The organism is Pantoea sp. YU22 (assembly GCF_003970755.1).
Lineage (GTDB): Bacteria > Pseudomonadota > Gammaproteobacteria > Enterobacterales > Enterobacteriaceae > Pantoea > Pantoea piersonii.
In genome coordinates this window covers 24,076-37,208 of record NZ_RYDU01000012.1, presented here as the reverse complement: position 1 = coordinate 37,208, position 13,133 = coordinate 24,076, and the positions used below count along the sequence as shown (strand labels likewise).

Below are 13,133 nucleotides of genomic sequence, written 5' to 3'. Positions count from 1 at the left end.
TTAACTGAATAAAAATGGATGTGCTATGTCATCAATTCGGGAAACGGCACGGCCGCACGGCTCGCTGTTTAATTTGCTACGCCGCCTGCACTTTTACATCGGGCTGTTTATCGCCCCTTTTATTTTTATCGCGGCGCTAACCGGCACGCTGTATGTACTGACCCCGCAGATTGAGAATGTCCTCTACTCTTCCGCGCTGACCACCGAGGCGCAGGGCGTGGCGAAGCCGCTTTCGGCGCAGATTACGGCGGCGCGTCGCTATATTGGCGAGGGCGCGCGTATTTATGCGGTGCGTCCGGCCCCCGGCGCGCAGGACACCACGCGCGTGCAGTTCAGCCAGAGCGATCTCGGCCCGTCAGAGTCGCGATCGGTGTTTATCGATCCCTATACCTTACAGGTTAAGGGCGATATGACGGTTTACGGCACCAGCGGTGTGCTGCCGCTGCGGATGTGGCTGGATGAGCTGCATCGGGGCCTGCTGCTGGGCGACTTTGGCCGCCTCTACAGCGAGCTGGCCGCCTCCTGGCTCTGGGTCGCCGCGCTGGGGGGACTGGTGCTGTGGCTCGGCACGCGACCGCGCCGGCAGGCGAAAAAACGCGCTTCCAGTTTTGCCTTTGCTCGTCACTGGCATATCACGCTCGGCCTCGTGCTGGCGCTGGGCCTGGTGTTCTTCTCCGTCACGGGCCTGACCTGGTCGCAGTGGGCGGGCGGCAATATTGATAAAATGCGCAGCGATTTCGGCTGGCTGACGCCGCAGGTACGCACCGCGCTGGACGATAGCGCGCCCGCTGCCACCGCCGATCCGCATGCCGATCATCATGCAATGCCGCAGATGGACGGTATGGATATGAGCAATATGGCGATGCCCGCCATGCCGGCCAAAGCGGCGAACGCCCCTGACGCCGACTGGGACAGCGTGCTAAACGCCGCGCGCCGCAATGATATTCATGCCGCCAGAGTCGAAATGCGCCAGCCGAAAGAGAGCGGCCAGGCCTGGACGGTCAGCGAGATCGATCGCAGCTGGCCGAGTCAGGTTGATGCCGTTTCCGTAGACCCTGCCAGTTTCGCTATCGTCGATCGCGTTGAATTCGCGCACTTCCCGCTGGTGGCGAAGCTGACGCGCTGGGGTGTCGATGCGCATATGGGCGTGCTGTTCGGCTTGCCAAATCAGCTGCTGCTGGCCTTGTTCGGCTTTGGGCTGTGCGCCATGATCGCGCTGGGCTACCGCATGTGGTGGATTCGCCGTCCGGCACTGCCCGTGCAGAATCCCGCGCAGACGCTCTTCACCGCCTGGCTGGCGATGCCGCGCTATGCGCAGGGCGCGTCGCTGATCCTGGCCCTGGCGCTGGGCTGGGCGCTGCCGGTGATGGGTGCCAGCCTGCTGGTCTTTATCGGGCTCGATCTGCTGCGCTGGCGGCGGGCGCAGCGCGCCGCGTTGCCGCAGCCGGAGACGCCGCTGGATCAACAATCCCCGCTCGGTATCGTGCGCGGTCGCTTTGCCGCCAAACAGAAAGAGATGCGTTATTTCCTGCGCAGCGTGGTGATTTTGTGGCTGATTGTCGGCACGGTGATGGGTAAAGCCATTATCAGCGGCGTGGTCGATCAGTACCATATCGCCTTTAGCGACTGGTCGCTGATGATGTACGTTACTCAGGCGCTGATGGTGCTCCTCTATACCTCGGTCTTTACCGGTCTGATGTCGATTCCGCTGTGGTATTTCTTCCTCGGCGAAAGCGACGAGCAGGGCAAATAAAACCGCAGGCTGCCCGTCCGCAAGGGCGGGCAGCTTGTTCAAAAAAGTTGAACTCTCTCGGCAAATCTCCCCCCTTCTCATCTTTTCCAGCGGGTTTATTATCCCTCTGTAACCTTATAACGGGAGAAGATGATGAACGTCGTACGTGCCCATCGCGGCCAGCTATTTGAATATGGTCCTTTTACCATTCGCCGCCTGCGTCCGGGTGAACGCTTCGGGCCGCTGGCGATTGTCGATATGACGACGCTAAAACTCGGGGCACGCATCCCGATGCATGAGCACGTTAATGACGACATCCTGAGCTACGTCTGGCGCGGATCGGTGCAGCATACCGACCCCAGCGGCGAACGTACGCCGCTGTCGGCGAAACGCGTCATGGTGGTGAATGCGGGTGAAGGACTGCGACACGAGGAGTCTGCGCCGCTGATTGAAGCGGAAGTGTTGCAGGCGTTTATCCGCCCGGCCCGTGCTGGCGGCGCAGCGAAAACTCAGCTGCTGGAACGTGCTGACGGCATCACCCACAATGCCTGGACATGGCTGGCGGGCCCGGAAGGCAGCGCCGCGCCGCTGACGCTGCGCCAGGCGATTCATATTTACGATATTCGTCTGGAACGGGGTAAAACCCTTGATGTGCCCGCTATCCCGGGCTTCGCGCCCTGGCTGGCAGTGCTGAACGGCGTGGTGAACCTGGATGGTCAGCGTCTGCATAAAGGGGATGTGGCTGGCGATACCGAAGCGCTACCCGCTGTGACCGCCGAGCGCGACGCCACGCTAATCTGTTTCCTGGTGGATGCGCAAGCGACCGGCGTGATGAGCGGCACCATCAGCGGCAGTTGAAACCGCGCGGCCGTTTCTACAGCCTGTGGCACCTTGATAAAATACGGGCAGCATGGCCGGTCGCGCCGAAAGGCCCTGCGCCTTTTTGCAACCGGCTGTGCTGCCCGTATTACCGCGCGGATCAACCTCAGCGCTATCTGTTTTTTGTTATGTATGGTGTTGAACTCGCTGCAGCCGGTGTCTGAACTGGCGCACCTCCTCACGCGACCAGCAGCGTTCCCTGAACGCCACATTTTCCATTGGTTCCGGCAGCGGCACACCCTCCAGCGATCCCCGATTACAGTAGGCACGAACCAGCCTCAGCGGCGATACGCCAAGGTAACGTGCAAATTCTGAAAGCGTCATTAACTCACTTTTCATATCCGTCTCCTTTTGCGAATGTATATCTGCATCTTCGATTCCTTTTAGAGCGAGTTGTTTGATCTGGCGCAGTGAACAAGTGATTAATTTTTGACCCAGGCGTAAAAATTCATATTTTCCTGACTGGCGAAGCGGCGCTTCTTCGCCCAGGCTTGAGGCTCTTCTCTTCTGCTTGCGAGGATACGTGAAACCCTTCCTGCTGCTTATCCCCTTGCTTTTCCCCTGCCTTGCCGGCGCGCATACTTTTGAAACGGGAAAACCCCTTCCCCCGGTTTTTATCGCTAACGAAGGCGAACTGGTGCTGCAGCATGAAATGCTGGGCTATCAGCGCTGGAGCAGCCAGTCGCTGACCGGCAAAGTGCGCATGGTCATTCACGTTGCGGGACGGCTTTCGGCCAAAGAGCAAAACGCGCCGCTGATCGCTGCGATCCAGCAGGCAAACTTTCCGCGCAGCCGCTTTCAGACCACCACCATCGTCAATACCGACGACGCGATCCCCGGCAGCGCCATTTTCGTCGAGCGCAGCATCAAATCGAGTAAACGTGACGCGCCCTGGCAACACTTTGTTATCGACAGCAGCGGCGTAGCGCAAAACAGCTGGCAACTGACGCCGCACGGCTCCGCCGTCGTTCTGCTGGACAGGCAAGGAATCGTTCGCTTTGCCAAAGATGGCGCCCTGACGCCGCAGGAGGTTCAACAGGCTGTCGCTTTGCTTAATCAGCTGCTTACCAGCGAGCCGTCACCCTCCGAGACCGCACTTAGTTCGTGAGTAAAATTATTGTTTTATTGCCACTTATTCCCGTTTTGCCTTTCAGCCCGAAAATTCTCGACTACGCTTTATTTCACCGCCGCGTCAAAACAAAACAACCACGCTAAGTTCGCGGCGGCTCTAAAAATAATCGCACTGCTTTTTAATGATGGCTCCTTTAGCGCCACTTTGTTCATTGCAATCACGACAGGCCGACGCTCACCTGCAAGTAAGGACTGCCATCATGACCATTTTTGCTGAAAGAGATCTTACCCTCATCCCCAGCGATCCCCTGATATTACTGACCAGTATCGAGCAGCGTCTCGATCGGCTGCTGCCTGTGGAAAGCGAACGCGACTGCGTGGGTCTCGCCATGCGCGAAGGCGCGCTGGCGCCGGGTAAACGTATTCGGCCGGTGCTGCTGATGCTGGCTGCTCACGACCTTGGCTACCGCGATGAACTCAGCGGTCTGCTGGACCTCGCCTGCGCCATTGAAATGGTGCATGCCGCCTCACTGATACTCGACGATATTCCCTGTATGGACGATGCCGAACTGCGGCGCGGTCGTCCGACAATTCATCGTCAGTTCGGCGAACCGGTCGCGATCCTTGCGGCCGTCGCCCTGCTGAGCCGCGCCTTTGGCGTGATTGCGCTGGCCGACGGCATCAGCAGCCAGGCGAAGACGCAGGCCGTGGCTGAACTCTCCCACTCTGTCGGCATTCAGGGCCTGGTGCAGGGACAGTTCCGCGATCTGACCGAAGGCGCACAGCCGCGCAGCGCTGACGCTATTCAGCTCACCAATCATTTTAAAACCAGCGCGCTGTTTAGCGCGGCGATGCAGATGGCCTCCGTTGTTGCTGGCGCGCCGCTGGAGTCGCGTGAAAAGCTGCACCGCTTCGCGCGGGATCTTGGCCAGGCGTTTCAGCTGCTGGACGATCTGAGCGACGGACAGAGCGACACCGGAAAAGATGCGCATCAGGACGTGGGGAAATCAACGCTGGTCAATATGCTGGGCAGCAAAGTGGTCGAAAAACGCCTGCGCGATCATCTGCGGCGCGCCGACCGCCATCTCGCCTCCGCCTGCAGCAGCGGCTACTCCACCCGGCATTTTGTGCAGGCCTGGTTCGAAAAAAAACTCGCTATGGTCGGCTGACCGCGCGTTTCCCGTCTGAGTATATGGAGCAGCAATGAAGGACACGGACCTGACGAAACGCAAAAACGATCATCTGGACATTGTTCTGCGTAACACCACGCCGGCACCGGGCAGCTTCGCCCGCTGGCATTTCACCCACTGCGCCCTGCCGGAGCTGCATCTGGATCAGATCGATCTGCGCACCCGTCTGTTCAACCGCAGCATGCAGGCCCCTTTTCTTATCAGTTCGATGACCGGCGGCGCAACGCGTGCGCGCGCGATCAATCACCATCTCGCCGAGGCGGCGCAGACGCTTGGCCTGGCGCTCGGGGTAGGCTCGCAGCGCGTGGCGCTGGAAAGCGAAAACAACTTTGGCCTGACGCGCGATCTGCGCCGTATCGCTCCCGATATCCCGCTGCTGGCGAACCTTGGCGCGGCGCAGATCCTGGGCGAACAGGGCCGCCGACTGGCGCTCAACGCGGTAAGCATGATTGAAGCGGATGCGCTGATCGTCCATCTGAATCCCCTGCAGGAGGCCTTGCAGCGCGGCGGCGATCGCGACTGGCGCGGCGTGCTCGAGGCGATTGCGCAGCTGGTGAAGTCGCTGCCCGTGCCGGTGGTGGTGAAAGAAGTGGGAGCGGGCATCTCGCCGCAGGTCGCACAGCGGCTCGCCGAAGCGGGCGTCAGCATGATCGATGTAGCGGGCGCAGGCGGCACCAGCTGGGCGGCGGTTGAGGGCGAGCGAGCCAGCAACGCGCAGCAGCGCGCGGTGGCGATGGCCTTCGCCGACTGGGGCATCCCGACCGACGAAGCGCTGCGCGCAGTGCGCGACAGGCTGCCCGCTATGCCGCTTATCGCCTCCGGCGGCATTCGCGACGGCATCGATGCGGCGAAAGCGCTGCGGCTGGGCGCGGATATCGTCGGCCAGGCTGCGGCGGTGCTCAGCAGCGCCCTGCACTCTGCCGACGCGGTTATTACGCACTTTCAGACGCTGATCGAACAGCTGCGGGTCGTCTGCTTCTGTACCGGCAGCGCAAACCTGCGTGAGCTGCGCCTCGCGCCGCTGCAGCGCAGCGGAGAGAGGCAATGAGCCATTTCGCGGCGATCGTGCCGCCCTTTTACAGCCATATGCGCGCGCTGCAGGCGCTGGCGCAAACGCTGATAGCGCGGGGCCATCGCGTCACCTTTATCCAGCAGGCGGATGCCGCCGCGCTGCTTAACAATACGGCCATCAATTTTCACGCCGTCGGGCTGGAAACGCACCCTGTTGGCACGCTCGATCGCACGCTGCAGCTGGCAGCGCACCCTGGCGGTTTAGGTATTCTGCGTCTGATCGGCGATATGGCCAGCAGCACCGATATGCTGTGCCGCGAACTGCCCGACGCGCTGCGTTCGCTGGCGGTGGATGGCCTGATTGTCGACCAGATGGCACCCGCCGGCGGGCTGGTGGCGGAGGCGATGCAGCTGCCCTTCGTGTCGGTCGCCTGCGCCCTGCCCGTGAACCGCGAAGCGCATTTCCCGCTGCCGGTGATGCCTTTTCTGTGGGGGACCAGCAGCGCCGCGCGGGAGCGATTCGCCTCCAGCGAAAAAATCTATGACTGGCTGATGCGCAGCCACGATCGCGTGCTGGCGCACTATGCCCGCGCCTTTGGCCTCGCAGGCGAACGCCAGCCGCATCAATGTTTGTCGCCGCTGGCGCAGATTAGCCAGCTGCCGCACGCGCTCGACTTTCCGCGCCGTGAGCTGCCCGCGCACTTTCATGCGACCGGCCCGCTGCGCGATCCTGCGGCATCAACCGCGACGCCGCTGTTTAGCGACGGCAAACAGCCGCGCATTTTCGCCTCTCTCGGCACGCTGCAGGGTGGCCGCTATGGGCTGTTTAAAACCCTGACGAAAGCCTGCCGCGAACTGCAGGCAGAGCTGTTGATCGCCCACTGCGGCGGCCTGAGCGATTTCCAGGCGCGCAAATTAGTGCGCGCAGGGGCGGCACAGGTCGCCGCTTTTGTCGATCAGCGCGCCGCGCTGGCGCAGGCGGACGTGGCGATCACCCATGGCGGCCTGAATACGGTGCTGGACGCTGTAGCACAGGGAACGCCGCTGCTGGCGATCCCGCTCGCCTTTGACCAGCCCGGCATCGCCGCGCGCCTGACGCACCATGGGCTGGGCATTCGCGCCTCGCGCTTCGCCACCAGCCATCAGATTGCGCGCCGCCTGAGTCGCTTGCTGGAAGACCAGGCGATTAAACAGCGTATGTCGCTGCTGCAGCCGCAGCTGGCAGCCTGCGGCGGCGTTGAACGCGCGGCCGATATCACTGAGCGCGCGCTGCTGACGCGCCAGCCAGTTCGCGCGGAGAAAAATTATGACATCGCAGTATGATCTGCTGTTGCTGGGGGCGGGGCTGGCGAATGGTCTGCTGGCGCTGCGCCTTAAACAGCAGCAGCCAGATCTGCGCGTGCTGGTACTGGATGCCGACGCCAGAGCGGGCGGCAATCATACCTGGTGCTTTCACGCAGACGACCTCAGCGACCAGCAGCATCAGTGGATTGCGCCGCTGGTGGCGCACCACTGGCCGCACTACGAAGTGCGCTTTCCACAGCTGACGCGCCAGCTCGACAGCGGCTATTTTTGCGTAACCTCATCGCGCTTTGACGAGGTGCTGCGCGCAGCGCTCGGCGACGCGCTGCGGCTTAATCAGACCGTCGCCTGCTGCGGGCCTGACCACGTTCAGCTCGCCAGCGGCGAAGTGCTGCGCGCCCGCGCCGTGATTGACGGTCGCGGCTATCAGCCCGACGCCGCTCTGCAGATCGGCTTTCAGGCCTTTGTGGGTCAGGAGTGGACGCTGAGCCAGCCTCATCAGCTTGAAGGGCCGATTCTGATGGACGCTACCGTCGACCAGCAGGGCGGCTATCGTTTCGTCTATACGCTGCCGCTCTCGCCGACGCGTCTGCTGATCGAAGATACGCACTACATTGACGACGCCTCGCTGGCGGCGGCGCAGGCGCGTCAGAATATCTGCGATTACGCCGCCCGACAGGGCTGGCAGCTGGCGACGCTGATACGTGAAGAGCGCGGCGCGCTGCCGATTACGCTGGCGGGCGACTTCGAACGTTTCTGGCATCATCGTCAGCCCTGTGTCGGCCTGCGCGCCGGGCTTTTCCATCCCACCACCGGCTATTCGTTACCGCTGGCGGCGTCGCTGGCGGACGCGCTGGCGACGGAGCAGAATTTTTCGCCTGACGCGCTTGCCCCGCGTATTCACCGCTTCGCCCAGGCGGCGTGGCGGGAACAGGGCTTCTTTCGCATGCTTAACCGCATGCTGTTTCTGGCCGCTGATGCGGATCAACGCTGGCGCGTCATGCAGCGTTTTTATGGTCTGCCGGAGGGGTTGATTGCCCGATTTTACGCCGGGCGGCTAACCTGGGCCGACCGGGCGCGCATTCTTAGCGGCAAACCGCCGGTGCCGGTGCTGGCGGCGATACAGGCTATTCTCACTCAACCTTCTGGACGAAGAACATCACGATGAAGCAGACCACGGTAATTGGCGCAGGATTTGGCGGACTGGCGCTGGCGATTCGCCTGCAGGCGGCAGGCATTCCAACGCGACTGCTGGAGCAGCGCGACAAGCCAGGCGGCCGCGCTTATGTTTATCAGGACCAGGGCTTTACGTTTGATGCGGGCCCCACGGTTATTACCGACCCCAGCGCCATCGAAGAGCTGTTCACGCTGGCGGGCAAATCGATGCGCGACTACGTTGAGCTGCTGCCGGTCACACCCTTCTACCGGCTCTGTTGGGAGTCGGGCGAGGTGTTTAGCTATGACAACGATCAGGCGCGGCTGGAGGCGGAGATCCGTAAATTCAATCCGCGCGACGTAGCAGGCTATCAGCGCTTTCTCGATTACTCGCGCGCGGTGTTCGCCGAAGGCTATCTTAAGCTCGGCACCGTACCCTTTCTTTCGTTTCGCGATATGCTGCGCGCCGCCCCTCAGCTGGCGCGTCTGCAGGCGTGGCGCAGCGTCTACAGCAAGGTGGCGAGTTTTATTGAGGATGAAAAGCTGCGGCAGGCTTTCTCTTTTCACTCTCTGCTGGTTGGCGGCAACCCCTTCGCTACCTCTTCAATCTATACGCTGATCCATGCGCTGGAGCGGGAATGGGGCGTCTGGTTTCCGCGCGGCGGCACCGGCGCGCTGGTACAGGGCATGCTGCGACTGTTTCAGGATTTAGGCGGCACGCTGGAATTGAATGCGCGCGTCAGCCATATCGAAGCGAAGGATGCCGCGATTTCCGCCGTGCATCTGGAAGATGGCCGGGTATTTGAGACCCGCGCGGTTGCCTCCAATGCTGATGTGGTGCATACCTACAGCGACCTGCTCGATCAGCATCCCGCCGCTGCGGCCCAGGGCAGAAAACTGAAAGGCAAGCGCATGAGCAACTCGCTGTTCGTGCTCTATTTCGGCCTGAATCATCATCACGATCAGCTGGCGCACCACACCGTCTGCTTCGGCCCGCGCTACCGCGAGCTGATTGACGAAATCTTTAACCACGACGGGCTGGCGGAGGATTTTTCCCTCTATCTGCATGCGCCCTGCGTCACCGACCCTTCGCTTGCGCCGCCAGGCTGCGGCAGCTATTACGTGCTGGCGCCGGTTCCTCATCTTGGCACCGCCGACCTTGACTGGAACGTAGAGGGGCCGCGTCTGCGCGATCGCATTTTCGCCTATCTGGAAGAGCACTATATGCCCGGCTTGCGCAGCCAGCTGGTGACGCACCGCATGTTTACGCCGTTCGATTTTCGCGACGAGCTTAATGCCTATCAGGGCTCCGCTTTTTCCGTTGAGCCAATTTTGCGGCAGAGCGCCTGGTTCCGGCCGCATAACCGCGACAGCCACATTCACAACCTCTATCTGGTCGGCGCAGGCACGCATCCGGGAGCAGGCATTCCCGGCGTGATCGGCTCAGCCAAAGCGACCGCAAGCCTGATGCTGGAGGATCTGCATGAATAATCCGACACTGCTGCACCATGCGGTAGAGACAATGGAGGTGGGCTCAAAGAGCTTCGCCACCGCGTCTAAGCTGTTTGACGCGAAAACGCGCCGCAGCGTGCTGATGCTCTACGCCTGGTGCCGCCACTGCGACGACGTGATCGACGATCAGCAGCTGGGGTTTCCTGGCGACCTCCCCTCAACGCAAACGCCGCAGCAGCGGCTGGCTCATCTGGAACTAAAAACCCGCCAGGCTTATGCGGGCGCGCAAATGCATGAACCAGCCTTCGCCGCCTTTCAGGAGGTGGCGCTCGCCCATGATATCTCCCCGGCTTACGCCTTCGATCATCTGGAGGGGTTCGCCATGGACGTGCGTGGCGCACGCTATGAAACCTTTCAGGATACGCTGCGCTACTGCTACCACGTCGCAGGCGTGGTAGGACTGATGATGGCGCAAATTATGGGCGTGCGCGACGCGGCCATCCTGGATCGCGCCTGCGATCTCGGCATCGCCTTTCAGCTGACCAACATTGCGCGCGATATTGTCGAGGATGCCCGGGTCGGGCGCTGTTATCTGCCGGAAAGCTGGCTGGAGGAGGCCGGACTGGATCGGCTCCACTTCGCCGATCGCCACCATCGCCCAGCGCTGGCGGGGCTGGCGCGTCGGCTGGTAAGCGAGGCGGAACCCTACTACGCCTCCGCCTCGGCGGGCCTGGCCGGGCTGCCGCTGCGCTCCGCCTGGGCGATCGCCACGGCGAAAGAGGTCTATCGGCGCATCGGGGTGAAGGTCTATCGCGCGGGGGAAACCGCCTGGGATTGCCGTCAGTCCACCAGCAAACAGGAGAAGCTCCTGCTGCTGGCGGCTGGCGCGGCGCAGGCGGTCAAATCTCGGGCGGCCGCTTCGCCGTCGCGTCCGGCTGAGCTTTGGCAGCGTCCGCGTTAGTCTGGCGCCCGTGTCGCTGACGCAGCGTCGCCTGCAATTTTGACAGCGGCGGCGCATAAAGGAAGCCGAACGAGACGCAGTCTTCCCGGCCGCGCACCGCATGGTGCATACGATGCGCCATATAGAGTCGTTTAAAGTAGCCGCGGCGCGGAATGTACTTAAAGGGCCAGCGCTGATGGACCAGGCCGTCATGCACGATAAAATAGAGCAGCCCGTAAAGCGTCATACCTGCGCCTATCCACTGCAGCGGCCAGACGCCTCGGCTGCCCAGGTAGATCAACGCAATCGCCAGTAAGGCGAATACCACCGCGTAAAGATCGTTGATTTCAAACCAGCCGGTGTGCGGCTCATGGTGCGACCGATGCCAGCCCCATCCCCATCCATGCATAATATATTTGTGCGACAGCGCGGCAGTAATTTCCATCGCGACGACGGTCAGCAACACGATCAAAGTATTCCACAACCACAGCATAGTCTCTCCCGTCAGTGCATCCTGCAAGCCAGCGCCGGCTGGCCCTCATCAGCTGCGGCATCCCGCAGGCGAACCTTAAGTCTAGGCTATGGCCTGTAATTCGCCGCAGGGTTTAACCGCGTTATCCGCTCTGCCGCGCGACGGAAAATCGGTGAATTCCCGGCATTAGCACAAAAGGCAATGGCGCGAGCGGCCTGCGCTGCCGTAGACTGCGGCGGCAAAAAAACAAAACAGGGATTACAACGAGATGAAACTTTTCTACAAAGCGGGCGCCTGTTCGCTGACTACCCATATCGTTCTGCACGAAACCGGTTTGCCGCATACCTCCGTCGCGGTGGATTTGAAAACCAAACGTACCGCAGAAGGCGAAGATTTCCTGGCGATCAACAGCAAGGGCTATGTGCCGGCGTTGCAGCTGGATAATGGTCACGTACTGACCGAAGGCGCCGTAATCGCGCAGTACCTGGCGGACCTGAAGCCGGAGAGCAATTTGCTGGCGGCAAGCGGCGAAGCGCGCTATGCGGTGCTGGAGTGGATGAACTTTATTTCAACCGAACTGCACAAGGGCATCGGCGCTTTCTTCAATCCGGCCATAACGCCAGAGTGGAAGGCGGCGGCAACCGCTACGCTGACCAAACGCCTTGACTGGCTGGCAGAAGCGCTGGGCGATAACAGCTTCCTTTACGCTAATCATTTCACCATTGCCGATGCGTATCTCTTCAACGTGCTGAGCTGGTTCCGCGTGGTTGACTTCAGCCTGGATCGCTGGCCAGCGCTGCAACGTTTTGCCGCGACCCATGCGCAGCGCCCGTCTGTGATTGCCGCCATGAAGTCGGAAGGTCTGCTGTAATAAAATAGCGCGCCCGACGGGCGCGCTCTTCAATCAGAAATCCGCTTTCAACACGATGCGATAGTGCGCCTTACCGGCGCGCAGGTGATCGAGCGCGTCGTTGATTTTCGACATCGGAAAGTATTCCACGGTTGGCGCGATATCTGCGCGCGACGCCAGACGAAGCAGCGAACGCAGCTGCCCCGGCGAGCCGGTGGACGAGCCAGTAACCGCGCGATCGCCCGTGATAAGCGTAAACGCCGGCACTTCAAAGGGTTTCATCACCGCGCCGACGGTATGGAACTTGCCTTTCGCCGCCAGCGCCTGGAAATAGGGCTGCCAGTCGAGATCGACCGCGACGGTGCTGATGATCAGGTCAAACTGACCCGCCAGCTTTTTCAGCGCTTCCGGATCGCGGCTGTTAACAACGTAATCCGCACCCATCTGCTTAATGGTGTCAGTTTTAGAAGGCGACGAGCTGAACGCCGTCACTTCCGCGCCGAGCGCGCGCAGCAGTTTAATCGCCATATGGCCGAGCCCGCCGATGCCGATCACGCCGACGCGGCTGGTGGCGGTAATGTTGTGCATCAGCAGCGGTTTAAAGACGGTGATGCCGCCGCACAGCAGCGGGCCTGCAGTCGCAGGGTCCAGGTTTTCCGGCAGCGGGATCGCCCATTGCCAGTTGGCGCGTAGATGGCTGGCGAAACCGCCATGATTGTTGATGGTAGAGACTTTGTTGTTCACGCAGTTAACCTGCTCGCCGTTGATGCAGGCGTCGCAGTGCTGACAGCTCTTGGCCGTCCAGCCAATGCCCACGCGCTGGCCAATGCTCAGCCCTTTATTTTTGGCGCTGTCGCCCAGCGCGACCACGCGGCCAATCACCTCATGACCCGCGATCAGCGGATAGGTCGAGCCGCCCCACTCGTTATCGATCATCGACAGATCGGAGTGGCACACGCCGCAGTAATCGACTTCTACTTCGACATCTTCCGCCGCCAGCGGGCCGGGATCGTACTCATAGGGTTGAAGCGCTTCTCCAGCCTTCATCACTGCGTAACTTTTAAATTTCATGCTTTCCT

The 13,133-nt window shown here is 61.3% G+C and carries 13 protein-coding genes; 10 read left to right on the top strand and 3 right to left on the bottom strand.

Annotated features, from left to right (window positions below; genetic code table 11):
* Positions 1-25: 25 nt before the first annotated feature.
* Complete coding sequence (locus EKL29_RS15960; protein ID WP_126690173.1) at positions 26-1,753, top strand: DUF2534 family protein; 1,728 nt, start codon at positions 26-28, stop codon at positions 1,751-1,753.
* A 129-nt stretch (positions 1,754-1,882) separates the two neighbouring features.
* A complete protein-coding gene (locus EKL29_RS15955; protein WP_376749689.1) occupies positions 1,883-2,590 on the top strand; it encodes a pirin family protein in 708 nt (235 codons plus the stop codon).
* A 147-nt stretch (positions 2,591-2,737) separates the two neighbouring features.
* Here the strand turns inward: EKL29_RS15955 and EKL29_RS15950 are convergent, their stop codons facing one another.
* Entirely contained in the window at positions 2,738-2,950 is a 213-nt protein-coding gene (locus EKL29_RS15950) for a hypothetical protein (RefSeq protein WP_120455988.1), read from the bottom strand.
* Between the two features lie 184 nt (positions 2,951-3,134).
* Between EKL29_RS15950 and EKL29_RS15945 the strand changes: the two genes are divergently transcribed.
* From EKL29_RS15945 to crtB, 7 genes are all read left to right on the top strand, one after another.
* Positions 3,135-3,719 carry a YtfJ family protein gene (locus EKL29_RS15945; RefSeq protein ID WP_126690172.1) on the top strand — a complete coding sequence of 195 codons (585 nt, stop codon included), beginning with the start codon at positions 3,135-3,137 and terminating at the stop codon, positions 3,717-3,719.
* 223 nt (positions 3,720-3,942) lie between these two features.
* Positions 3,943-4,851 (top strand): polyprenyl synthetase family protein, encoded by a 909-nt coding sequence (locus EKL29_RS15940; RefSeq protein WP_120455985.1) that lies wholly within the window; start codon positions 3,943-3,945, stop codon positions 4,849-4,851.
* A 34-nt stretch (positions 4,852-4,885) separates the two neighbouring features.
* A complete protein-coding gene (fni, locus tag EKL29_RS15935; protein ID WP_120455983.1) occupies positions 4,886-5,920 on the top strand; it encodes a type 2 isopentenyl-diphosphate Delta-isomerase in 1,035 nt (344 codons plus the stop codon).
* Positions 5,917-7,206 carry a glycosyltransferase gene (locus tag EKL29_RS15930; protein ID WP_126690171.1) on the top strand — a complete coding sequence of 430 codons (1,290 nt, stop codon included), beginning with the start codon at positions 5,917-5,919 and terminating at the stop codon, positions 7,204-7,206. Before fni ends, EKL29_RS15930 begins: the two co-directional genes overlap by 4 nt.
* Entirely contained in the window at positions 7,190-8,353 is a 1,164-nt protein-coding gene (gene crtY / locus EKL29_RS15925; protein WP_120455979.1) for a lycopene beta-cyclase CrtY, read from the top strand. Before EKL29_RS15930 ends, crtY begins: the two co-directional genes overlap by 17 nt.
* On the top strand, positions 8,350-9,831 hold the full coding sequence (locus EKL29_RS15920; RefSeq protein ID WP_126690170.1) for a phytoene desaturase: 1,482 nt from the start codon (positions 8,350-8,352) through the stop codon (positions 9,829-9,831). Before crtY ends, EKL29_RS15920 begins: the two co-directional genes overlap by 4 nt.
* Positions 9,824-10,753, top strand: a complete 930-nt coding sequence (gene crtB / locus EKL29_RS15915; protein ID WP_120455975.1) for a 15-cis-phytoene synthase CrtB — start codon at positions 9,824-9,826, stop codon at positions 10,751-10,753. Before EKL29_RS15920 ends, crtB begins: the two co-directional genes overlap by 8 nt.
* Here the strand turns inward: crtB and EKL29_RS15910 are convergent.
* Entirely contained in the window at positions 10,692-11,225 is a 534-nt protein-coding gene (locus EKL29_RS15910) for a sterol desaturase family protein (protein ID WP_120455973.1), read from the bottom strand. The two genes, crtB and EKL29_RS15910, sit on opposite strands and share 62 nt — an antisense overlap.
* Before the next feature lie 247 nt (positions 11,226-11,472).
* On the opposite strand from EKL29_RS15910, the gene gstA reads away from it, so the two are divergent.
* Positions 11,473-12,075: a glutathione transferase GstA gene (gene gstA, locus EKL29_RS15905; RefSeq protein WP_126690169.1), complete on the top strand. Its 603-nt coding sequence runs from the start codon at positions 11,473-11,475 to the stop codon at positions 12,073-12,075.
* A gap of 33 nt (positions 12,076-12,108) precedes the next feature.
* Here gstA and EKL29_RS15900 read toward each other — a convergent pair whose 3' ends face one another.
* The gene (locus tag EKL29_RS15900) at positions 12,109-13,125 is read right to left on the bottom strand and encodes an NAD(P)-dependent alcohol dehydrogenase (protein WP_120455969.1); all 1,017 of its coding nucleotides are present in this window, start codon (positions 13,123-13,125) and stop codon (positions 12,109-12,111) included.
* Positions 13,126-13,133: the final 8 nt, after the last annotated feature.

What these genes read in the sequence shown, in the direction of transcription:
- gstA (WP_126690169.1), top strand. Translation starts at nt 11,473, where the DNA reads ATGAAACTTTTCTACAAAGCGGGCGCCTGTTCGCTGACTACCCATATC.
- fni (WP_120455983.1), top strand. Translation starts at nt 4,886, where the DNA reads ATGAAGGACACGGACCTGACGAAACGCAAAAACGATCATCTGGACATT.
- EKL29_RS15950 (WP_120455988.1), bottom strand. Translation starts at nt 2,950, where the DNA reads ATGAAAAGTGAGTTAATGACGCTTTCAGAATTTGCACGTTACCTTGGC.
- crtB (WP_120455975.1), top strand. Translation starts at nt 9,824, where the DNA reads ATGAATAATCCGACACTGCTGCACCATGCGGTAGAGACAATGGAGGTG.
- EKL29_RS15930 (WP_126690171.1), top strand. Translation starts at nt 5,917, where the DNA reads ATGAGCCATTTCGCGGCGATCGTGCCGCCCTTTTACAGCCATATGCGC.
- EKL29_RS15955 (WP_376749689.1), top strand. Translation starts at nt 1,883, where the DNA reads ATGATGAACGTCGTACGTGCCCATCGCGGCCAGCTATTTGAATATGGT.
- crtY (WP_120455979.1), top strand. Translation starts at nt 7,190, where the DNA reads ATGACATCGCAGTATGATCTGCTGTTGCTGGGGGCGGGGCTGGCGAAT.
- EKL29_RS15910 (WP_120455973.1), bottom strand. Translation starts at nt 11,225, where the DNA reads ATGCTGTGGTTGTGGAATACTTTGATCGTGTTGCTGACCGTCGTCGCG.
- EKL29_RS15900 (WP_120455969.1), bottom strand. Translation starts at nt 13,125, where the DNA reads ATGAAATTTAAAAGTTACGCAGTGATGAAGGCTGGAGAAGCGCTTCAA.
- EKL29_RS15960 (WP_126690173.1), top strand. Translation starts at nt 26, where the DNA reads ATGTCATCAATTCGGGAAACGGCACGGCCGCACGGCTCGCTGTTTAAT.
- EKL29_RS15940 (WP_120455985.1), top strand. Translation starts at nt 3,943, where the DNA reads ATGACCATTTTTGCTGAAAGAGATCTTACCCTCATCCCCAGCGATCCC.
- EKL29_RS15920 (WP_126690170.1), top strand. Translation starts at nt 8,350, where the DNA reads ATGAAGCAGACCACGGTAATTGGCGCAGGATTTGGCGGACTGGCGCTG.